The following is a 17,112-nucleotide window of genomic DNA, read 5'->3' on the forward strand; positions in this document are numbered from 1 at the left end:
TCTTGCTACCAAACTCGACTTGCGAGGAGCAAAATATGATTAATTAATCTTTATCTAATTTATATTTACTTAAGTCCATCCCGAAATTTAAACCTTTAACATTAACAAGCTCTTCAAGCTCTGTTAAAGATTTTTTACCAAAGTTTCTGAATTTCATTAAATCATTTTTATTGAATGATACTAAGTCTCCTAAAGTATCAACCTCTGCAGCTTTTAAACAGTTAAGCGCACGAACGGATAAGTCCATATCAATTAACTTAGTTTTTAGCAACTGACGCATATGAAGAGATTCTTCATCATAAGTTTCAGTTTGAGCAATTTCATCAGCTTCTAATGTAATACGCTCATCAGAGAATAACATGAAGTGATGAATTAACGTTTTCGCCCCTTCTGTTAAAGCATCTTGAGGTGTAATAGAACCATCTGTGATAATTTCAAAAACTAATTTTTCATAATCAGTTTTTTGCTCAACACGGTAATTCTCAATACTGTACTTTACATTCTTTATTGGTGTATACACAGAATCCGTAAAGATAGTACCTATAGGTGCTGAAGCTTTTTTATTTTCTTCGGCAGGCACGTAACCTCTACCTTTTTCAATAGTGATTTCCATGTTTAAATTTACTTTTGGATCTAAGTTACAGATTACTAATTCTGTATTTAACACTTGGAATCCTGAGATAAATTTTTGGAAATCGCCAGCTGTAATTCTGTCTTGCCCTGAGATAGATATAGATACTGACTCATTATCAATGTCTTCAATCTGTCTTTTAAAACGAACTTGTTTAAGATTTAAGATAATTTCTGTTACATCTTCAACAACTCCTGCGATAGACGAAAACTCATGATCTACACCTTCAATTCTAACAGAAGTGATTGCAAATCCTTCTAAAGAAGATAGTAAAACTCTTCTAAGTGCATTACCAACTGTTAGTCCGTAACCTGGTTCCAACGGTCTGAATTCGAATTTACCTTCGAAATCAGTCGAATCTATCATGATTACCTTGTCGGGCTTTTGAAAATTAAATACTGCCATATTGTGTTCTTCGTTTTAATTGTTATTTAGTTGCGCGATTTAAAAGTTTGAAGAAGACTAATAAATCCTTTGGCTAAATACCAATGTGATTAATATATTATTTAGAGTATAATTCGACGATGAATTGTTCGTTTATGTTCTCTGGAATTTGAATTCTTTGAGGAACAGAAACATACGTTCCTTGTTTTGTATCATCATTCCATGTAATCCACTCATAAACGTTACTAGAGTTAGAAAGTGATCTTTCAATAGCTTCTAGAGATTTTGACTTTTCTCTTACAGCTACAACATCTCCAGCTTTTAACTGGTATGAAGGTATATTTACCAACTCACCATTTACTGTAATGTGTCTGTGAGATACTAATTGTCTTGCACCACTTCTAGTAGGCGCTATCCCCATTCTGAATACTACATTATCTAATCTAGATTCACATAATTGTAAAAGCACTTCACCAGTAATTCCTTGTGCAGCTCTAGCTTTTTTAAACAAGCCTCTAAACTGACGCTCTAAAATACCATACGTATATTTAGCTTTTTGCTTTTCTTGTAATTGGATTGCGTACTCAGACTTTTTACCACGTCTTCTGTTGTTTCCGTGTTGCCCTGGAGGGTAATTTCTTTTTTCGAAAGATTTATCATCTCCGAAGATAGCTTCGCCAAACTTACGAGCTATTTTAGTTTTAGGACCAGTATATCTTGCCATTTTAAAATTTGTTTTGAGAGTGATTATGAATTAAGGTCTTAATCTTATCCTTCGATAATCATGAATCTCTCGTTAATACTTGTTAATAAAAATTTTTCAGTTTGCAAATTTATACAAAAAATTAATACCATCTACAGATAAGATGATATTAATTTTTGTATCGAATTTATGTAAATCGCGTTGCTTAAAACGTGATTAAACTCTTCTTCTTTTAGGAGGGCGACATCCATTATGTGGTAATGGTGTAACATCGATAATTTCTGTTACTTCAATACCTGCATTGTGGATAGAACGAATCGCAGATTCTCTACCATTACCAGGCCCTTTAACATAAACCTTAACCTTCTTTAATCCAGCTTCTGATGCCACTGCTGCAGCATCTTCCGCAGCTAATTGCGCCGCGTAAGGAGTGTTTTTCTTAGACCCTCTAAATCCCATTTTACCAGCAGAAGACCATGAAATTACATCGCCTTTTTTGTTGGTAAGTGAAATAATGATATTGTTAAAAGATGCTGTAACGTGTGCTTCTCCAACAGAATCAACTATAACTTTACGTTTTTTTGTACTTGTCTTTGCCATATTCTTTTAGTTTTTAGTTGCTAGTTTTTAGTTATTGGAATCCTAAACTTTTACATTTCAAACAGATTCTTCTAACGTCCAAATACTAATTACTAATGACTATTTTTTAATTATTAATTATGCTTTCTTCTTGTTAGCAACCGTTTTTCTTCTACCTTTTCTGGTTCTAGAGTTGTTCTTAGTACGTTGCCCTCTTAATGGTAACCCAGCTCTGTGACGAATTCCTCTGAAACACCCTATATCCATTAAACGTTTAATGTTTAATTGTGTTTCAGAACGTAACTCACCTTCAATAGTGTAAGTTCCCACTGCTTCACGAATTCCACTGATTTCATCATCAGTCCAATCCTGAACTTTCGTACTTTCATCAACCTTTGCTGCTGCTAAGATTTCTTTTGCTCTACTTCTACCAATTCCGTAGATGTATGTTAAAGAGATTACTCCTCTTTTGTTTTTTGGTATATCTACCCCTGCAATTCTTGCCATATTTTTTTAGTTTTTAGCTGTTAGCTTTTAGTTGTTAGAATCCTAAACATTGCTATTTCAGACAGATTCATCTAACTACTAATTACTAATGACTTTCTTTACTTTTATCCTTGTCTTTGTTTAAATCTAGGATTCTTTTTGTTAATCACGTAAAGTCTTCCTTTTCTGCGCACAATTTTACAATCTGCACTTCTCTTTTTAACTGATGCTCTTACTTTCATCTTATATTAGTTATTCTATATTACTTATAAAGTGCCCTCTTCCGATTTCACCTTGTTAGTATCTATAAGTTATTCGAGCCTTCGTTAAATCGTAAGGACTCATTTCTAATTTTACTTTATCTCCAGGCAACAACTTAATGTAATGCATACGCATTTTACCTGAAATGTGAGCAGTCACAATGTGACCATTTTCTAATTCTACACGAAACATAGCATTTGATAATGCTTCGATAATTGTTCCGTCTTGCTCTATTGCTGCTTGTTTTGCCATAGTATAATAATTAAGCTACTGCTTTTCTATTTTTACCTGTCTTCATCAAACCATCATAGTGTCTATTCAACAAATAAGAGTTTATCTGCTGCATTGTGTCAATTGCAACTCCAACCATAATTAACAATGAAGTTCCTCCAAAAAATAACGCCCAACCTTGCTGAACTCCCATAAGTTTAACAATAAAAGCAGGGAACACTGCTACTAGTGCTAAAAATATAGAACCTGGTAAGGTTATTTGAGACATGATTTTATCAAGATATTCGGATGTTTCTGACCCTGGACGAATCCCTGGGATAAATCCTCCGCTGCGCTTTAAATCATCAGCCATTTTATTGGTAGGTACCGTAATTGCCGTATAGAAATATGTAAAGACAATAATTAATAAAGCAAAAGTAAGGTTGTACCAAAATCCGAACATGTCAGAATAATTAGTTTGCATCCAAGCCCCTACTGTAGTTTCTTTTAAAAACGAAGAGCCTCCTATTAAACTAGGTACAAACATAATGGCTTGAGCAAATATAATTGGCATTACCCCAGATGCATTAAGCTTAAGAGGTATATACTGTCTTGATCCAGCCATGGCACTTTTTTCATAGCCTCCTGAAGCTGTTCTTCTAGCGTATTGCACTGCAATTTTTCTTACTCCCATTACCAACATAATAGAAGCCAAAATAATTACAAACCAAATTACAAACTCAATTAATACCATCATCAATCCTCCATTTCCACCACCTTCTAATCTAGTAGCTGCATTTTGTAAAAATGCTTGCGGTAAGGTTGCAATAATACCAACCATAATTAATAATGAAATACCATTACCAATACCCTTATCTGTAATTTTTTCTCCTAACCACATTGCGAAAATACATCCTGTTACAAGAATAGTTACTGATGAAAAGTAGAAAAGGAAACCTGTTCCTAATAAAAAGGCACTTGGAGGAATTCCTAATGCAGGTAAACTAGCTAAATAACCTGGTGCTTGTAATAAACAAATAGCGATGGTTAACCAACGTGTTATTTGGTTTATTTTCTTTTGTCCACTAGCACCTTCCTTTTGTAATTTCTGCAAATAAGGAATAGCTATTCCCATTAACTGTACAACAATAGAAGCAGAAATGTAAGGCATAATACCCAATGCAAAAACCGAAGCATTAGCAAAAGCTCCACCAGTAAAAGCATTAAGCAAACCTAACAAACCTCCGTCTGTTTTATCAGCTAAACCTCCTAGTTGAGCAGCATCAATACCTGGCAATACCACCTGAGCACCGAAACGATAAACTAACAACAAACTCAATGTAACTATGATTCTGTTTCTTAGTTCCTCTATTTTCCAAACATTCTTAATTGATTCTATAAATTTCATACTTGTAATGAGTCTTATATAGTTACAGCTTCTCCTCCAGCAGCTTCAATAGCAGCTTTTGCTGATGCCGTAAATTTATGTGCAGATACTTTTAATTTTGCTTTTAATTCACCTCTCCCTAAAATCTTAACTAGATCATTCTTTCCAGCCAAGCGGTTAGCAAACAACGTTTCAAAATCTACCGTATCTTTTATCTTCTTATCATCAACCAATTGTTGTAACGTATCTAAATTGACACCTTGGTACTCCACACGGTTAATGTTTGTAAAACCAAATTTAGGAACACGTCTTTGAAGTGGCATTTGCCCTCCTTCAAATCCTAGTTTCTTAGAATAACCAGAACGAGATTTAGCTCCTTTGTGACCACGTGTAGCAGTACCACCTTTACCAGAACCTTGTCCTCTACCTACTCTTTTTCCTTGGCTTTTTACTGAACCTTCTGCAGGTTTTAAATTACTTAAATCCATTTTTCAGTTTATATTTTTAAGCTTCTTCAACAGAAACTAAATGTGAAACTTTAGCAACCATACCAAGAATATTTGGCGTAGCCTCATGCTCTTTTACTTGACCAATCTTTTTAAGACCAAGAGCTTCTAAAGTTCTTTTCTGTCTTTGCGTACGATTGATTGCGCTTTTAACTTTTTTTACTTTAATCTTTGCCATTTCTGTCTATATTAAGCGTTAAAAACTTGTTCAAGTGTAATACCTCTATCTCTAGCAATAGCATTCGCATCTCTTAATTGCAATAAAGCATCAAACGTTGCTTTTACGACATTATGAGGATTTGAAGATCCCTGAGATTTTGATAATACATCATGTACACCAACGGCTTCCAGTACTGTTCTTACAGCACCACCAGCAATTACACCAGTACCAGGGGCAGCAGGAATAATATTAACTCTTGCTCCTCCATATTTACCTTTTTGTTCGTGAGGTAAAGTTCCCTTAATAATAGGGATACGTACAAGGTTCTTTTTTGCATCTTCAACAGCTTTTGCAATTGCGCTAGCTACATCTTTAGATTTTCCTAAACCTTGACCTACAACACCGTTTTCATCACCAACTACAACAATTGCTGAGAAACCAAATGCTCTACCACCTTTCGTTACTTTTGTAACTCTTTGTACACCAACTAAACGATCTTTAAGATCTAATCCACCTGGTTTTACTAACTCTGCACTTTTATATTTTTGAAACATAATATCTTAGAATTTTAGTCCTGCTTCTCTAGCTCCTTCAGCTAATTGTTTAACTCTACCGTGGTATAAATATCCGCCTCTATCAAATGAAACAGTTTCTACACCAACTTTTAAAGCTTTTTCAGCAAGTGCTTTACCTACTAATTTAGCTACTTCAGATTTAGTTGCTTTTGCAGCACTAATGTCTTTATCTCTTGAAGATGCCGCACTGATAGTTTTACCAGTAACATCATCAACTAACTGAGCATAAATTTCTTTATTACTTCTATAAACAGCTAATCTAGGTCTTGCCTCTGTTCCAGAAACAACCTTACGAATTCTGTTCTTTATTCTTAGTCTTCTATCGTTCTTTGTCAATGCCATAACCTAATTATTAAGCTGATTTACCTGCTTTTCTTCTTAATTCTTCACCAACAAACTTGATTCCTTTTCCTTTGTAAGGCTCTGGCTTTCTAAATCCACGGATTTTTGCAGCTACTTGACCAACAAGTTGTTTATCATGTGATGTTAGCTTAACTAAAGGATTCTTTCCTTTCTCAGATACTGTTTCAACTTTTACTTCTGGAGCAATGTTTAAAACGATATTATGAGAAAAGCCTAAAGCTAAATCTAATTTTTGTCCTTGGTTTGATGCTCTATATCCTACACCAACCAATTCTAATTCTTTAGTCCACCCTTTAGATACACCTTCTATCATGTTGTTCATTAAAGATCTATAAAGACCATGTTTAGCCTTTTGCTCTTTACTTTCAGAAGAACGTGTAACTAATATGTTACCTTCTTCTACTTTTATCTCAACAGTATCAAACGATTGTGTAAGTTCTCCTAATTTTCCTTTTACAGTAACAACGTTATCTTTAACCTCTACTGTTACACCTTCTGGAATGGCTACTGGATTATTTCCTATTCTTGACATTTCTTTCTGGTATTAAAAATTAGTAAACATAACATAAAACTTCACCACCTACATTATCTCTTTTAGCCTGTTTACCTGTCATAACTCCATGAGAAGTTGAAACAATAGCAATACCTAAACCATTTAAGATACGAGGTAATTCTTTAGCACCAGCATACTGACGTAAACCTGGTGTAGAAATTCTTTGAAGTTTTTTGATTACTGGTTCCTTTGTTTCTTTATTGTACTTAAGGGCTATTTTAATAGTGCCTTGTACAGAAGAATCATCAAACTTGTAACTTAAAATATATCCTTGTTCGAATAATATTTTAGTGATGTCTTTTTTCAAGTTAGAAGCAGGAATCTCAACCACTCTGTGGTTAGCACGCACTGCATTTCTAATTCTTGTCAAATAATCCGCAATTGGATCTGAGTACATAATGAATTGATTTTGTGGTCTTGGTTTTCGAACTATTTCGAACCTTAAACCTGATTATTTAAATAATATTACCAACTAGCTTTCTTTACTCCAGGAATAAGACCTTGGTTAGCCATTTCTCTAAAAGTTACACGAGATATTCCGAAGGTTCTCATATATCCTTTTGGTCTTCCTGTTAATTTACATCTATTATGCTGACGTATAGGAGAAGCATTTTTAGGTAACTTTTGTAATGCTTCATAATCGCCAGCTTCTTTTAAAGCTTTACGTTTTGCAGCATACTTAGCTACTGTTTTAGCTCTTTTTACCTCACGGGCTTTCATTGATTCTTTAGCCATAACTTAGTTCTTTTTAAAAGGTAACCCTAGTTCAGTTAATAATGATTTTGCTTCTTTATCTGTATCTGCAGAAGTTACAAAAGTAATATCCATACCAGAAATTTTATTCACTTTATCAATGTTTATTTCCGGGAAGATAATTTGCTCAGTAATTCCTAAATTGTAATTACCTCTTCCATCAAATCCTGTCGCTTTAATACCGTTAAAATCTCTAACACGTGGAAGTGCCGAAGTTACTAAACGATCTAAAAATTCATACATTCTTTCTCCTCGTAAAGTCACTTTTGCCCCAATTGGCATGCCTTTCCGTAATTTAAAAGAAGCAACATCCTTTTTAGATAATGTAGCTATCGCTTTTTGTCCAGATATTGTTGTTAACTCTTCTACTGCGTAGTCAATTAACTTTTTGTCTGCAACTGCCGCTCCAACCCCTTTAGATATTACTATCTTGGTAAGTTTAGGAACCTGCATTACATTATTATATCCAAATTCGTCTGTAAGAGCCGCAATTACTCTGCTTTTGTACTCTTCTTTAAGTCTTGGTGAATATGCCATAACTATATTACTTCATTAGATTTTGTTGAAAATCTTACTTTTTTATCGCCTTCCATTCTATAACCAACTCTTGTTGTTTCTCCCTTAGAAGTTAACAATGATAAGTTAGAAATGTGAATAGCAGCTTCTTTCTCTACGATTCCGCCTTGAGGATTCTGTGCACTAGGTTTAGTATGTTTCTTAACCATGTTTACACCCTCAACAATCGCCTTGTTCTTAGCTATTAATACCTTTTGAACTTTACCTTCAGATCCTTTATGATCTCCAGCAATTACTTTTACAGTATCTCCAGTTTTTATTTTAAGCTTTGTCATCTTTCAATAATGTATTAAAGCACTTCTGGTGCTAATGATACAATCTTCATGAATTGTTTGTCACGAAGTTCTCTAGCAACCGGACCAAAAACACGTGTACCTCTCATCTCACCTGTTGGGTTCAATAACACACATGCATTATCATCAAATCTAATATAAGATCCATCTGGTCTTCTTACTTCTTTCTTAGTACGAACAACTACTGCTGTAGAAACCGCTCCTTTTTTAATGTTTCCATTAGGAGTTGCATCTTTAACAGAAACAACGATTTTGTCTCCTACAGAAGCATATCTTCTTTTAGTACCACCAAGAACACGGATAGTTAAAACTTCCTTTGCTCCAGTGTTGTCTGCTACTTTTAATCTTGATTCTTGTTGTACCATAATTATTTAGCTCTTTCTAAAATTTCAACTAATCTCCAACATTTAGATTTACTTAAAGGTCTCGTTTCCATGATCTTTACAGTATCTCCAATATTACAATCGTTCGTTTCGTCGTGCGCAACATATTTCTTAGTTTTTAACACGAACTTACCATACATAGGGTGCTTTACTTTTTTAACTTCAGAAACCACAATAGATTTCTGCATTTTGTTACTTGTAACAACTCCTATACGTTCTTTTCTTAAATTTCTTGTTTCCATCTTTCAGCAGAATTATTGTAATTCTCTTTTAGTTAATTCAGTCGCAATTCTAGCTACCGTTCTTCTGATAGAACGTAATTGAATTGGATTTTCTAAAGGAGATATTGCATGAGCCAATTTTAGGTCTGAATAACTCTTTTTTGTTTCACTAAGTTTTTCTTGTAACTCAGCTACAGATAATTCTTTAATTTCTGATTGTTTCATAATATCAAATAAATTATGCTTCGTAATCTCTAGCAATTACAAACTTAGTTTTTACTGGTAGTTTTTGTGCTGCTAAACGAAGTGCTTCACGAGCAACTTCTAATGGCACACCACCTACTTCAAATAAAACACGACCAGGTCTACAAACAGCTACCCATAATTCTACAGCACCTTTACCTTTACCCATACGTACTTCAAGAGGCTTTTTTGTGATAGGCTTGTCTGGAAATATTTTAATCCAAAGTTGCCCTTCTCTTTTCATGTAACGTGTAGCGGCAATACGAGCTGCTTCAATTTGACGTGCAGTAATAAACGTAGCGTCTAATGCTTTTATTCCAAAAGTACCGTTTGAAAGTTGGTGTCCTCTTCCAGACAATCCTTTCATACGTCCTTTTTGTTGTTTACGAAATTTTGTTCTTTTAGGCTGTAACATTTTTCTTTACTTTATAAAAAATTACTTTCTACGACGAGGTCCTTTGTTTCCACGTCCTGCTCCACCTTTTCCTTGCTTCTTAGATAAACCAACAAGCGGAGAAAGCTCTCTTTTACCATATACTTCACCTTTCATGATCCATACTTTAACACCCAATCTACCGTAAGTAGTATGTGCTTCAACTAAAGCATAGTCAATATCGGCTCTAAAAGTTGATAAAGGAATACGTCCTTCTTTATAGTGTTCACTACGTGCCATTTCAGCACCGTTTAAACGACCACTAATTTGAATTTTTATTCCTTCAGCATTCATACGCATTGTAGCAGCGATAGCCATTTTGATTGCGCGTCTGTATGAAATTCTATTTTCAATTTGACGAGCAATACTTGATGCCACTAAATACGCATCTAGTTCAGGTCTTTTAATCTCAAAGATGTTGATCTGAACTTCTTTTCCGGTAATTTTCTTAAGCTCCTCTTTTAACTTGTCTACCTCTTGACCACCCTTACCAATAATGATACCTGGGCGAGCCGTAGTGATAGTAACGGTTACAAGCTTTAAAGTTCTTTCGATGATTACTCTACTAACACTAGCTTTAGATAAACGCGCGTGAACGTATTTTCTAATCTTATCGTCTTCGGCAAGTTTATCACCATAATCGTTTCCTCCGTACCAGTTAGACTCCCATCCTCTGATAATTCCTAAGCGATTTCCGATTGGATTTGTTTTTTGTCCCATACTTTTATTAAGCTTGTGTGTTATTGTTAGCTCCTACCACTAATGTTACGTGGTTAGAACGTTTTCTAATTCTGTGTGCACGACCTTGAGGTGCTGGACGTAATCTTTTTAACATAGATCCACCATCAACTCTAATCTCTTTTACAAATAACTCTGCAGATTCAACATCGGCATCCTCATTCTTAGCTTGCCAGTTAGCGATAGCTGATAATAACAACTTCTCTAATCTGCCAGATGCTTCCTTATTGTTGAATTTTAAGATATTAAGTGCATTCTCCACCTTTTCACCTCTTACTAAATCGGCTACTAAGCGCATTTTTCTTGGTGACGTAGGACAGTTATTAAGTTTTGCAAAAGCCACTTGCTTTTTCCCTTCCTTAATAGCGTCTGCCATTTGTTTTTTACGACTTCCCATAGCTTACTACTTTTTACCTTTATTTTTAGCACCGGCATGTCCACGGAATGAACGTGTTGGTGAAAATTCTCCTAATTTATGACCTACCATGTTTTCAGTAACATAAACTGGTACAAATTGGCGGCCATTGTGTACTGCTATAGTTTGTCCAACAAAATCAGGAGTAATCATACTGGCCCTAGACCAAGTTTTGATAACCGTTTTCTTGTTAGCCTCAACATTTGCAGCTACTTTTCTTTCTAATTTATAATGAACGTAAGGTCCTTTTTTTAATGATCTTGCCATGTCTTATTTCTTTCTACGTTCTACAATATATTTATTACTTGCTTTTGTTTTAGAACGCGTTCTATAACCTTTAGCTGGTATACCGTTTCTAGAACGTGGGTGACCTCCAGAAGATTTCCCTTCACCACCACCCATTGGATGATCAATTGGATTCATAACCACTGGTCTAGTTCTTGGACGTCTACCTAACCATCTCGTTCTACCTGCTTTACCACCAACTAATAACTGATGATCTGAGTTAGAAACAACACCTATAGTCGCTAAACAGTTTACAAGAATCATTCTTGTTTCACCTGAAGGCAACTTAACGGTAGCAAACTTACCATCTCTTGCCATTAACTGAGCAAAAGCACCAGCACTACGAGCCATAACAGCTCCTTGACCAGGACGTAACTCTACACAAGAAATAATAGTTCCTAATGGAATTTCACTTAATGGCATCGCATTTCCAATTTCTGGAGCCACACCTTCTTTACCAGAAACCACATTTTGCCCAACTTGCAAACCATTTTGAGCAATAATGTATCTTTTTTCTCCATCTTGATAATTCAATAATGCGATAAAAGCGGTTCTGTTTGGATCGTATTCTATAGATTTAACTTCAGCAGGAATTCCAGCTTTGTCTCTTTTAAAATCGATAATACGATACTTTCTTTTATGACCACCTCCAATATAGCGCATGGTCATTTTACCTTGACTGTTTCTACCACCAGACCTTTTATTCGGAACGAGTAAACTCTTTTCCGGCTTATCAGTAGTTATGGCGTCATACCCATTTACTACTCTAAAACGCTGTCCTGGTGTGATTGGTTTTAATTTTCTTACTGACATTGTTGTCTAATTACATGTTACTGTATAAATCAATCATTTCACCTTCCGCCAGTTGTACAATTGCCTTTTTAACAGCATTTGTTTTACCATGTTGAATACCAGTTTTTGTATACTTGGTACTACGATCTGGACGGACATTTATAGTACGAACTTTTTCAACAGAAACACCATAAGCAGCTTCCACCGCTTTTTTGATTTCTACCTTGTTCGCCTTTGTGTTCACTGAGAACCAATAGCAGTTTTTTAACTCGCTATCGGCAGTCGCTTTTTCTGTGATTATAGGTTTAATTAAGATACTCATCTGTTTCTTATTTACTTAAGTTTGTTTCAATTCCTTCTAAGGCTCCTTCTAAAAGCACTACTTGATTTGCATTTAAAATTTTGTAAGTACTTAATTCTGAGGCTATTATAACCTCAGAGCCTTTCAAATTGCGCGATGACAAATATACGTTATTATTTGACCCACCCAACACAAACAGAGATTTTTTGTTTTCCAACTCTAAAGCCTTTAAAACCGCTGTAAAGTTTTTTGTTTTTGGAGCATCAAAATTAAAGTCTTCTAAAACTGTAATTGATTGCTCTCCAGCTTTAATACTTAAGGCAGATTTACGTGCTAATCGCTTTAAGTTTTTATTAAGTTTGAAGTTGTAATTTCTAGGTCTTGGACCGAACATACGTCCACCACCTTTAAAAACACCCGACTTAATACTACCTGCTCTTGCAGTACCTGTACCTTTTTGCTTTTTAATCTTTCGCGTAGATCCAGAAATCTCACCTCTTTCTTTAGATTTGTGAGTTCCCTGTCTTTGATTTGCTAAATATTGTTTAACATCCAAATACACCGCATGATTATTAGGCTCAATAGCAAACACATCTTTTGAAAGGTCTGCCTTTCTACCTGTGTCTTTTCCGTTTATATCTAAAACTGCTACTTTCATTACTTCTGAATTGTTACATAAGCGTTTTTGTGACCAGGCACACAACCTTTAACCACAAGTAGGTTCTTTTCAGCAACTACTTTTAAAACTCTTAAATTTTGAACTTTCACTTTTTCTCCACCCATTCTTCCGGCCATTTTCATGCCCTTGAATACGCGTGCAGGATAAGATGCAGCTCCAATAGAACCTGGCGCTCTTAAACGGTTATGTTGACCGTGAGTCGCTTGACCTACACCACCAAAACCATGACGTTTTACAACACCTTGAAATCCTTTACCCTTAGATGTTCCTGCTATATCCACAAACTCGCCTTCCGCAAAGTGCTCTACAGTGATTGCATCTCCTAATTTGTACTCCTCATCAAAACCTTTGAATTCAGCAACTTTACGCTTTACAGAAGTACCTGCTTTTTTAGCATGACCTAGGTCTGCTTTTGTAGCACTTTTTTCTGTCGCGTCATCGAAACCTAATTGAATAGCTTCATAGCCGTCCACTTCTTCAGTTCTGACTTGGGTAACGATACATGGTCCAGCTTCGATTACTGTACAAGGAACATTTTTCCCGTTTTCATCAAAGATGCTGGTCATACCGATTTTTTTTCCAATTAACCCAGACATATTTATTAAATTTAATTTATTACTATTTGTTACTTAAAACTCAAGGCCGAAATACATTCCAGCCTTGAATTGTATTTTACCGTTTTTCCCGCGACCGCATCGGTGGGACATGTAAGTTGGCTATAAATGCCGACCGTATACTTATACTTTAATCTCTACTTCAACACCACTTGGTAATTCAAGCTTCATCAAGGCATCAATAGTTTTTGATGACGACGAGTAGATATCCAATAACCTCTTGTAAGATGATAATTGAAACTGCTCTCTTGACTTCTTGTTTACGTGTGGAGAACGTAATACAGTGAAAATTTTCTTGTGTGTTGGTAATGGAATTGGCCCAGTTACAACAGCTCCAGTGCTTTTTACTGTTTTTACAATCTTATCAGCAGACTTATCCACTAAATTGTGATCGTAAGATTTTAATTTTATTCTGATTTTTTGACTCATTTTCTTAGATTTTAAGCTTCAACACCTTTAGCCGCCTTGATAACCTCTTCTGAAATATTAGAAGGTGTTTCAGCATAATGTGAAAATTCCATTGTTGACGTTGCACGACCTGAAGACAATGTTCTTAATGTTGTTACATATCCAAACATTTCTGATAATGGCACAGTAGCTTTTACAGTTTTTGCACCAGCTCTATCTCCCATATCACTTACTTGACCACGTCTTCTATTTAAATCACCTACAATATCACCCATGTTTTCTTCAGGAGTAATAACCTCAAGCTTCATGATAGGCTCCATGATTACTGCTTTTGCAGCTTTTGCCGAATTCTTAAATCCTAACTTTGCAGCTAATTCGAATGATAATTGATCAGAATCCACGTCATGGTAAGAACCATCTGTTAATGTTACTTTCATAGCATCAACTTCATATCCTGCCAATGGTCCATTTACCATCGCCATTTTGAATCCTTTTTCAATAGAAGGGATAAATTCTTTAGGAACATTACCACCTTTAATTTCAGAAACAAATTCTAAACCTACTTTTCCTTCTTCCGCAGGTTCAAGAGTAAACACAATGTCTGCGAATTTACCACGTCCACCAGATTGTTTTTTGTAAACTTCTCTGTGTTCTGCACGTTGCGTAATAGCCTCTTTGTACTCTACCTGTGGTTGACCTTGATTTACTTCAACCTTAAACTCACGTTTAAGACGATCAACAATAATATCTAAGTGAAGCTCACCCATACCAGAAATAATAGTCTGTCCAGAAGCTTCATCTGTTCTTGCCGTAAATGTTGGATCTTCTTCAGATAATTTAGCTAAAGCCATCCCTAGTTTATCAACATCTGCCTTCGTTTTAGGCTCTACAGCAATACCAATTACCGGATCTGGAAAATCCATTGATTCTAATACAATAGGATTTTTTTCATCAGACATGGTATCACCAGTCTTTATATCTTTAAACCCTACAGCTGCGCCTATATCTCCTGCTTCAATGAAATCAATTGCATTTTGTTTATTAGAGTGCATTTGATAGATACGAGAGATACGTTCTTTTTTACCTGAACGGTTGTTCAAGATATAAGATCCTGCATCTAGTCTACCAGAATACGCTCTAAAGAAAGCTAAACGACCTACAAAAGGATCGGTAGCAATTTTAAATGCTAATGCCGAGAACGGATCTTTAACATCTGGTCTACGAACAGCTTCGTCTCCAGTTCTTGGATCTGTACCTACAATATTATCTCTATCAGTTGGAGATGGTAAGTAACGACAAACTGCATCTAATAAGAATTGAACTCCTTTATTTTTAAAAGCAGAACCACATATCATTGGAATAATAGCCATATCCATTACAGCAGCTCTCAGTGCAGCATGCACTTCTTCTTCTGTAATAGAATCTTCATCTTCCATGAATTTTTCTAGTAAGTTCTCATCGTAAGTTGCTACTTCTTCAATTAAAAGCGCACGATACTTACGAGCTTCTTCTTTCATATCTTCTGGAATATCGATCACATCAAAAGTAGCCCCTTGAGTTTCATCATGCCATACAATAGCACGGTTTTTTACTAAATCGATAATTCCTTTAAAGTCAGCCTCATCACCAATGTTTAATACAATTGGCACTGCGTTCGACTTTAGCATATCTTTTACCTGCTGACAAACACCTAAGAAGTTAGATCCCTGACGGTCCATTTTGTTAACAAACCCTATTCGAGGCACCTTATAGTTATCTGCAAGTCTCCAGTTAGTTTCTGATTGTGGTTCTACACCATCAACAGCACTAAATAAAAATACTAAACCATCTAGTACACGCAGAGAACGATTTACTTCAACCGTAAAATCAACGTGACCCGGAGTATCTATAATATTAAAGTGATATCCTTTAGTTTCTGGAGTTGGTTGCCCATTCTCAATTGGGAATTTCCAAGTACAAGTTGTGGCCGCAGAAGTAATAGTAATACCTCTTTCTTGCTCTTGTTCCATCCAGTCCATTGTAGCAGCGCCATCATGCACCTCTCCAATTTTATGCGAAACACCTGTATAATAAAGAATACGCTCAGTAGTAGTAGTTTTTCCTGCATCAATATGCGCAGCAATACCTATATTTCTAGTGAATTTTAAATCTCTTGCCATTTCTTATTAAAATCTAAAGTGAGAGAATGCTTTATTTGCTTCAGCCATCTTATGAGTGTCAACCCTTTTCTTAACTGCCGCTCCTTCTTCTTTAGCTGCTGCCAAAATCTCTGAAGCTAAACGCAAAGCCATAGACTTCTCATTACGTTTTCTAGCATAACCAATCAACCATTTCATAGCTGTTGATACTTTTCTATCTGGACGTATTTGCATTGGAATTTGAAAGGTTGCACCGCCAACACGACGACTACGTACTTCTACGTGAGGCATCACATTAGACAAAGCATCTTTCCAGATTTCCAAAGCTGTTTTTTCGTCATCAGTTTTCTTTGAATCTACAATATCTATAGCATCGTAGAATACTTTAAAAGCTACAGACTTCTTACCATCCCACATCATATTATTAACGAAACGAGTCACTAACTGATCGTTAAACCTTGGGTCTGGTAAAAGAGGTCTCTTTTTTGCTGCTCTTTTTCTCATGTCTTCTTCTTAAAGTTTTAATTACTTTTTAGGGCGTTTTGCACCATACTTAGATCTACGTTGCGTTCTTCCTGAAACACCTGCGGTGTCTAAAGCTCCTCGCACAATGTGATATCTAACTCCTGGTAAATCTTTTACCCTTCCACCTCTAACCAATACTATCGAGTGCTCTTGTAAATTATGTCCTTCACCACCGATGTATGCATTCACCTCGTTACCGTTTGTTAAACGAACCCTTGCTACCTTACGCATTGCTGAGTTAGGTTTTTTAGGAGTTGTTGTGTAAACACGAGTACACACACCACGTCTTTGCGGACAAGAATCTAAAGCAGCCGATTTACTCTTCTTGGTTATTTTGGCTCTTCCTTTTCTTACTAATTGCGAAATTGTTGGCATATATAATTACTATAAATTTTATTAACCTCTTCTAAGAGGCGTGCAAAGGTAGAAATTAAAATTTGAAAATCAAATCCTAATTCATTAATTTTCAATAGAAAATAAAAATCTCACCACTCCTTATATTATATACCTTCAATTT

At 35.5% G+C, this 17,112-nt stretch carries 31 protein-coding genes; all 31 read right to left on the reverse strand.

All coding sequences use genetic code 11. From position 1 onward, the window contains the following. Nucleotides 1–43 precede the first annotated feature (43 nt). On the reverse strand, nucleotides 44–1,036 hold the full coding sequence (locus tag E5D58_RS01990) for a DNA-directed RNA polymerase subunit alpha (RefSeq protein ID WP_136480149.1): 993 nt from the start codon (nucleotides 1,034–1,036) through the stop codon (nucleotides 44–46). A 97-nt stretch (nucleotides 1,037–1,133) separates the two neighbouring features. Further along, nucleotides 1,134–1,739 (reverse strand): 30S ribosomal protein S4, encoded by a 606-nt coding sequence (gene rpsD / locus E5D58_RS01995; RefSeq protein WP_136480150.1) that lies wholly within the window; start codon nucleotides 1,737–1,739, stop codon nucleotides 1,134–1,136. A 195-nt stretch (nucleotides 1,740–1,934) separates the two neighbouring features. Beyond that, on the reverse strand, nucleotides 1,935–2,318 hold the full coding sequence (gene rpsK / locus E5D58_RS02000) for a 30S ribosomal protein S11 (protein WP_136480151.1): 384 nt from the start codon (nucleotides 2,316–2,318) through the stop codon (nucleotides 1,935–1,937). Nucleotides 2,319–2,435: 117 nt separating this feature from the next. After that, a complete protein-coding gene (gene rpsM / locus E5D58_RS02005; RefSeq protein ID WP_136480152.1) occupies nucleotides 2,436–2,804 on the reverse strand; it encodes a 30S ribosomal protein S13 in 369 nt (122 codons plus the stop codon). Between the two features lie 104 nt (nucleotides 2,805–2,908). Beyond that, nucleotides 2,909–3,025 (reverse strand): type B 50S ribosomal protein L36, encoded by a 117-nt coding sequence (gene ykgO, locus E5D58_RS02010; RefSeq protein ID WP_013305171.1) that lies wholly within the window; start codon nucleotides 3,023–3,025, stop codon nucleotides 2,909–2,911. Nucleotides 3,026–3,080: 55 nt separating this feature from the next. Continuing rightward, nucleotides 3,081–3,296 carry a translation initiation factor IF-1 gene (gene infA / locus E5D58_RS02015; RefSeq protein ID WP_007094967.1) on the reverse strand — a complete coding sequence of 72 codons (216 nt, stop codon included), beginning with the start codon at nucleotides 3,294–3,296 and terminating at the stop codon, nucleotides 3,081–3,083. A gap of 10 nt (nucleotides 3,297–3,306) precedes the next feature. Then, nucleotides 3,307–4,662, reverse strand: coding sequence for a preprotein translocase subunit SecY (gene secY, locus E5D58_RS02020; RefSeq protein WP_136480153.1), 1,356 nt, complete (start codon nucleotides 4,660–4,662; stop codon nucleotides 3,307–3,309). 14 nt (nucleotides 4,663–4,676) lie between these two features. Continuing rightward, nucleotides 4,677–5,129: a 50S ribosomal protein L15 gene (gene rplO, locus E5D58_RS02025; RefSeq protein WP_136480154.1), complete on the reverse strand. Its 453-nt coding sequence runs from the start codon at nucleotides 5,127–5,129 to the stop codon at nucleotides 4,677–4,679. A gap of 16 nt (nucleotides 5,130–5,145) precedes the next feature. Beyond that, a complete protein-coding gene (gene rpmD / locus E5D58_RS02030) occupies nucleotides 5,146–5,325 on the reverse strand; it encodes a 50S ribosomal protein L30 (protein WP_019386285.1) in 180 nt (59 codons plus the stop codon). A gap of 11 nt (nucleotides 5,326–5,336) precedes the next feature. Beyond that, nucleotides 5,337–5,861 (reverse strand): 30S ribosomal protein S5, encoded by a 525-nt coding sequence (gene rpsE, locus E5D58_RS02035; protein ID WP_136480155.1) that lies wholly within the window; start codon nucleotides 5,859–5,861, stop codon nucleotides 5,337–5,339. A 6-nt stretch (nucleotides 5,862–5,867) separates the two neighbouring features. After that, complete coding sequence (gene rplR, locus E5D58_RS02040) at nucleotides 5,868–6,224, reverse strand: 50S ribosomal protein L18 (RefSeq protein WP_136480156.1); 357 nt, start codon at nucleotides 6,222–6,224, stop codon at nucleotides 5,868–5,870. Between the two features lie 10 nt (nucleotides 6,225–6,234). Continuing rightward, nucleotides 6,235–6,777: a 50S ribosomal protein L6 gene (gene rplF / locus E5D58_RS02045; protein WP_136480157.1), complete on the reverse strand. Its 543-nt coding sequence runs from the start codon at nucleotides 6,775–6,777 to the stop codon at nucleotides 6,235–6,237. Between the two features lie 19 nt (nucleotides 6,778–6,796). Further along, nucleotides 6,797–7,195, reverse strand: coding sequence for a 30S ribosomal protein S8 (gene rpsH, locus E5D58_RS02050; protein ID WP_136480158.1), 399 nt, complete (start codon nucleotides 7,193–7,195; stop codon nucleotides 6,797–6,799). A 68-nt stretch (nucleotides 7,196–7,263) separates the two neighbouring features. Beyond that, nucleotides 7,264–7,533 carry a 30S ribosomal protein S14 gene (gene rpsN, locus E5D58_RS02055; RefSeq protein WP_136480159.1) on the reverse strand — a complete coding sequence of 90 codons (270 nt, stop codon included), beginning with the start codon at nucleotides 7,531–7,533 and terminating at the stop codon, nucleotides 7,264–7,266. Nucleotides 7,534–7,536: 3 nt separating this feature from the next. Next, the gene (rplE, locus tag E5D58_RS02060; RefSeq protein WP_136480160.1) at nucleotides 7,537–8,088 is read right to left on the reverse strand and encodes a 50S ribosomal protein L5; all 552 of its coding nucleotides are present in this window, start codon (nucleotides 8,086–8,088) and stop codon (nucleotides 7,537–7,539) included. Between the two features lie 2 nt (nucleotides 8,089–8,090). Then, nucleotides 8,091–8,402, reverse strand: a complete 312-nt coding sequence (gene rplX, locus E5D58_RS02065) for a 50S ribosomal protein L24 (RefSeq protein ID WP_136480161.1) — start codon at nucleotides 8,400–8,402, stop codon at nucleotides 8,091–8,093. 14 nt (nucleotides 8,403–8,416) lie between these two features. Then, nucleotides 8,417–8,785 (reverse strand): 50S ribosomal protein L14, encoded by a 369-nt coding sequence (rplN, locus tag E5D58_RS02070; protein ID WP_019386277.1) that lies wholly within the window; start codon nucleotides 8,783–8,785, stop codon nucleotides 8,417–8,419. 2 nt (nucleotides 8,786–8,787) lie between these two features. Next, the gene (gene rpsQ, locus E5D58_RS02075; RefSeq protein WP_136480162.1) at nucleotides 8,788–9,045 is read right to left on the reverse strand and encodes a 30S ribosomal protein S17; all 258 of its coding nucleotides are present in this window, start codon (nucleotides 9,043–9,045) and stop codon (nucleotides 8,788–8,790) included. Nucleotides 9,046–9,057: 12 nt separating this feature from the next. After that, a complete protein-coding gene (gene rpmC / locus E5D58_RS02080) occupies nucleotides 9,058–9,249 on the reverse strand; it encodes a 50S ribosomal protein L29 (protein ID WP_019386275.1) in 192 nt (63 codons plus the stop codon). A gap of 13 nt (nucleotides 9,250–9,262) precedes the next feature. Continuing rightward, nucleotides 9,263–9,682, reverse strand: coding sequence for a 50S ribosomal protein L16 (rplP, locus tag E5D58_RS02085; protein ID WP_136480163.1), 420 nt, complete (start codon nucleotides 9,680–9,682; stop codon nucleotides 9,263–9,265). A 21-nt stretch (nucleotides 9,683–9,703) separates the two neighbouring features. Next, a complete protein-coding gene (rpsC, locus tag E5D58_RS02090; protein ID WP_136480164.1) occupies nucleotides 9,704–10,420 on the reverse strand; it encodes a 30S ribosomal protein S3 in 717 nt (238 codons plus the stop codon). Between the two features lie 7 nt (nucleotides 10,421–10,427). Continuing rightward, on the reverse strand, nucleotides 10,428–10,835 hold the full coding sequence (gene rplV / locus E5D58_RS02095) for a 50S ribosomal protein L22 (protein WP_136480165.1): 408 nt from the start codon (nucleotides 10,833–10,835) through the stop codon (nucleotides 10,428–10,430). A 6-nt stretch (nucleotides 10,836–10,841) separates the two neighbouring features. Next, entirely contained in the window at nucleotides 10,842–11,120 is a 279-nt protein-coding gene (gene rpsS, locus E5D58_RS02100; protein WP_013869040.1) for a 30S ribosomal protein S19, read from the reverse strand. 3 nt (nucleotides 11,121–11,123) lie between these two features. Beyond that, a complete protein-coding gene (gene rplB / locus E5D58_RS02105) occupies nucleotides 11,124–11,951 on the reverse strand; it encodes a 50S ribosomal protein L2 (RefSeq protein ID WP_136480166.1) in 828 nt (275 codons plus the stop codon). Between the two features lie 10 nt (nucleotides 11,952–11,961). Next, nucleotides 11,962–12,252, reverse strand: coding sequence for a 50S ribosomal protein L23 (gene rplW / locus E5D58_RS02110; protein WP_136480167.1), 291 nt, complete (start codon nucleotides 12,250–12,252; stop codon nucleotides 11,962–11,964). 7 nt (nucleotides 12,253–12,259) lie between these two features. Next, complete coding sequence (rplD, locus tag E5D58_RS02115; RefSeq protein WP_136480168.1) at nucleotides 12,260–12,889, reverse strand: 50S ribosomal protein L4; 630 nt, start codon at nucleotides 12,887–12,889, stop codon at nucleotides 12,260–12,262. Further along, nucleotides 12,889–13,506, reverse strand: a complete 618-nt coding sequence (gene rplC, locus E5D58_RS02120; protein ID WP_136480169.1) for a 50S ribosomal protein L3 — start codon at nucleotides 13,504–13,506, stop codon at nucleotides 12,889–12,891. The genes rplD and rplC overlap by 1 nt, the downstream gene beginning before the upstream one ends. A gap of 141 nt (nucleotides 13,507–13,647) precedes the next feature. Then, a complete protein-coding gene (gene rpsJ, locus E5D58_RS02125; protein WP_007650482.1) occupies nucleotides 13,648–13,953 on the reverse strand; it encodes a 30S ribosomal protein S10 in 306 nt (101 codons plus the stop codon). Nucleotides 13,954–13,964: 11 nt separating this feature from the next. Further along, nucleotides 13,965–16,091 (reverse strand): elongation factor G, encoded by a 2,127-nt coding sequence (fusA, locus tag E5D58_RS02130; RefSeq protein WP_136480170.1) that lies wholly within the window; start codon nucleotides 16,089–16,091, stop codon nucleotides 13,965–13,967. A gap of 6 nt (nucleotides 16,092–16,097) precedes the next feature. Then, nucleotides 16,098–16,574 carry a 30S ribosomal protein S7 gene (rpsG, locus tag E5D58_RS02135; protein ID WP_136480171.1) on the reverse strand — a complete coding sequence of 159 codons (477 nt, stop codon included), beginning with the start codon at nucleotides 16,572–16,574 and terminating at the stop codon, nucleotides 16,098–16,100. Nucleotides 16,575–16,595: 21 nt separating this feature from the next. Further along, the gene (gene rpsL, locus E5D58_RS02140) at nucleotides 16,596–16,970 is read right to left on the reverse strand and encodes a 30S ribosomal protein S12 (protein ID WP_019386263.1); all 375 of its coding nucleotides are present in this window, start codon (nucleotides 16,968–16,970) and stop codon (nucleotides 16,596–16,598) included. Nucleotides 16,971–17,112: the final 142 nt, after the last annotated feature.

It is taken from the genome of Cognatitamlana onchidii, from assembly GCF_004804355.1.
Classification (GTDB): domain Bacteria; phylum Bacteroidota; class Bacteroidia; order Flavobacteriales; family Flavobacteriaceae; genus Cognatitamlana; species Cognatitamlana onchidii.

Excerpts from the sequence above, each read along its gene's own strand:
- E5D58_RS01990 (WP_136480149.1), bottom strand. The coding sequence starts at position 1,036 with ATGGCAGTATTTAATTTTCAAAAGCCCGACAAGGTAATCATGATAGAT.
- rpsD (WP_136480150.1), bottom strand. The coding sequence starts at position 1,739 with ATGGCAAGATATACTGGTCCTAAAACTAAAATAGCTCGTAAGTTTGGC.
- rpsK (WP_136480151.1), bottom strand. The coding sequence starts at position 2,318 with ATGGCAAAGACAAGTACAAAAAAACGTAAAGTTATAGTTGATTCTGTT.
- rpsM (WP_136480152.1), bottom strand. The coding sequence starts at position 2,804 with ATGGCAAGAATTGCAGGGGTAGATATACCAAAAAACAAAAGAGGAGTA.
- ykgO (WP_013305171.1), bottom strand. The coding sequence starts at position 3,025 with ATGAAAGTAAGAGCATCAGTTAAAAAGAGAAGTGCAGATTGTAAAATT.
- infA (WP_007094967.1), bottom strand. The coding sequence starts at position 3,296 with ATGGCAAAACAAGCAGCAATAGAGCAAGACGGAACAATTATCGAAGCA.
- secY (WP_136480153.1), bottom strand. The coding sequence starts at position 4,662 with ATGAAATTTATAGAATCAATTAAGAATGTTTGGAAAATAGAGGAACTA.
- rplO (WP_136480154.1), bottom strand. The coding sequence starts at position 5,129 with ATGGATTTAAGTAATTTAAAACCTGCAGAAGGTTCAGTAAAAAGCCAA.
- rpmD (WP_019386285.1), bottom strand. The coding sequence starts at position 5,325 with ATGGCAAAGATTAAAGTAAAAAAAGTTAAAAGCGCAATCAATCGTACG.
- rpsE (WP_136480155.1), bottom strand. The coding sequence starts at position 5,861 with ATGTTTCAAAAATATAAAAGTGCAGAGTTAGTAAAACCAGGTGGATTA.
- rplR (WP_136480156.1), bottom strand. The coding sequence starts at position 6,224 with ATGGCATTGACAAAGAACGATAGAAGACTAAGAATAAAGAACAGAATT.
- rplF (WP_136480157.1), bottom strand. The coding sequence starts at position 6,777 with ATGTCAAGAATAGGAAATAATCCAGTAGCCATTCCAGAAGGTGTAACA.
- rpsH (WP_136480158.1), bottom strand. The coding sequence starts at position 7,195 with ATGTACTCAGATCCAATTGCGGATTATTTGACAAGAATTAGAAATGCA.
- rpsN (WP_136480159.1), bottom strand. The coding sequence starts at position 7,533 with ATGGCTAAAGAATCAATGAAAGCCCGTGAGGTAAAAAGAGCTAAAACA.
- rplE (WP_136480160.1), bottom strand. The coding sequence starts at position 8,088 with ATGGCATATTCACCAAGACTTAAAGAAGAGTACAAAAGCAGAGTAATT.
- rplX (WP_136480161.1), bottom strand. The coding sequence starts at position 8,402 with ATGACAAAGCTTAAAATAAAAACTGGAGATACTGTAAAAGTAATTGCT.
- rplN (WP_019386277.1), bottom strand. The coding sequence starts at position 8,785 with ATGGTACAACAAGAATCAAGATTAAAAGTAGCAGACAACACTGGAGCA.
- rpsQ (WP_136480162.1), bottom strand. The coding sequence starts at position 9,045 with ATGGAAACAAGAAATTTAAGAAAAGAACGTATAGGAGTTGTTACAAGT.
- rpmC (WP_019386275.1), bottom strand. The coding sequence starts at position 9,249 with ATGAAACAATCAGAAATTAAAGAATTATCTGTAGCTGAGTTACAAGAA.
- rplP (WP_136480163.1), bottom strand. The coding sequence starts at position 9,682 with ATGTTACAGCCTAAAAGAACAAAATTTCGTAAACAACAAAAAGGACGT.
- rpsC (WP_136480164.1), bottom strand. The coding sequence starts at position 10,420 with ATGGGACAAAAAACAAATCCAATCGGAAATCGCTTAGGAATTATCAGA.
- rplV (WP_136480165.1), bottom strand. The coding sequence starts at position 10,835 with ATGGGAAGTCGTAAAAAACAAATGGCAGACGCTATTAAGGAAGGGAAA.
- rpsS (WP_013869040.1), bottom strand. The coding sequence starts at position 11,120 with ATGGCAAGATCATTAAAAAAAGGACCTTACGTTCATTATAAATTAGAA.
- rplB (WP_136480166.1), bottom strand. The coding sequence starts at position 11,951 with ATGTCAGTAAGAAAATTAAAACCAATCACACCAGGACAGCGTTTTAGA.
- rplW (WP_136480167.1), bottom strand. The coding sequence starts at position 12,252 with ATGAGTATCTTAATTAAACCTATAATCACAGAAAAAGCGACTGCCGAT.
- rplD (WP_136480168.1), bottom strand. The coding sequence starts at position 12,889 with ATGAAAGTAGCAGTTTTAGATATAAACGGAAAAGACACAGGTAGAAAG.
- rplC (WP_136480169.1), bottom strand. The coding sequence starts at position 13,506 with ATGTCTGGGTTAATTGGAAAAAAAATCGGTATGACCAGCATCTTTGAT.
- rpsJ (WP_007650482.1), bottom strand. The coding sequence starts at position 13,953 with ATGAGTCAAAAAATCAGAATAAAATTAAAATCTTACGATCACAATTTA.
- fusA (WP_136480170.1), bottom strand. The coding sequence starts at position 16,091 with ATGGCAAGAGATTTAAAATTCACTAGAAATATAGGTATTGCTGCGCAT.
- rpsG (WP_136480171.1), bottom strand. The coding sequence starts at position 16,574 with ATGAGAAAAAGAGCAGCAAAAAAGAGACCTCTTTTACCAGACCCAAGG.
- rpsL (WP_019386263.1), bottom strand. The coding sequence starts at position 16,970 with ATGCCAACAATTTCGCAATTAGTAAGAAAAGGAAGAGCCAAAATAACC.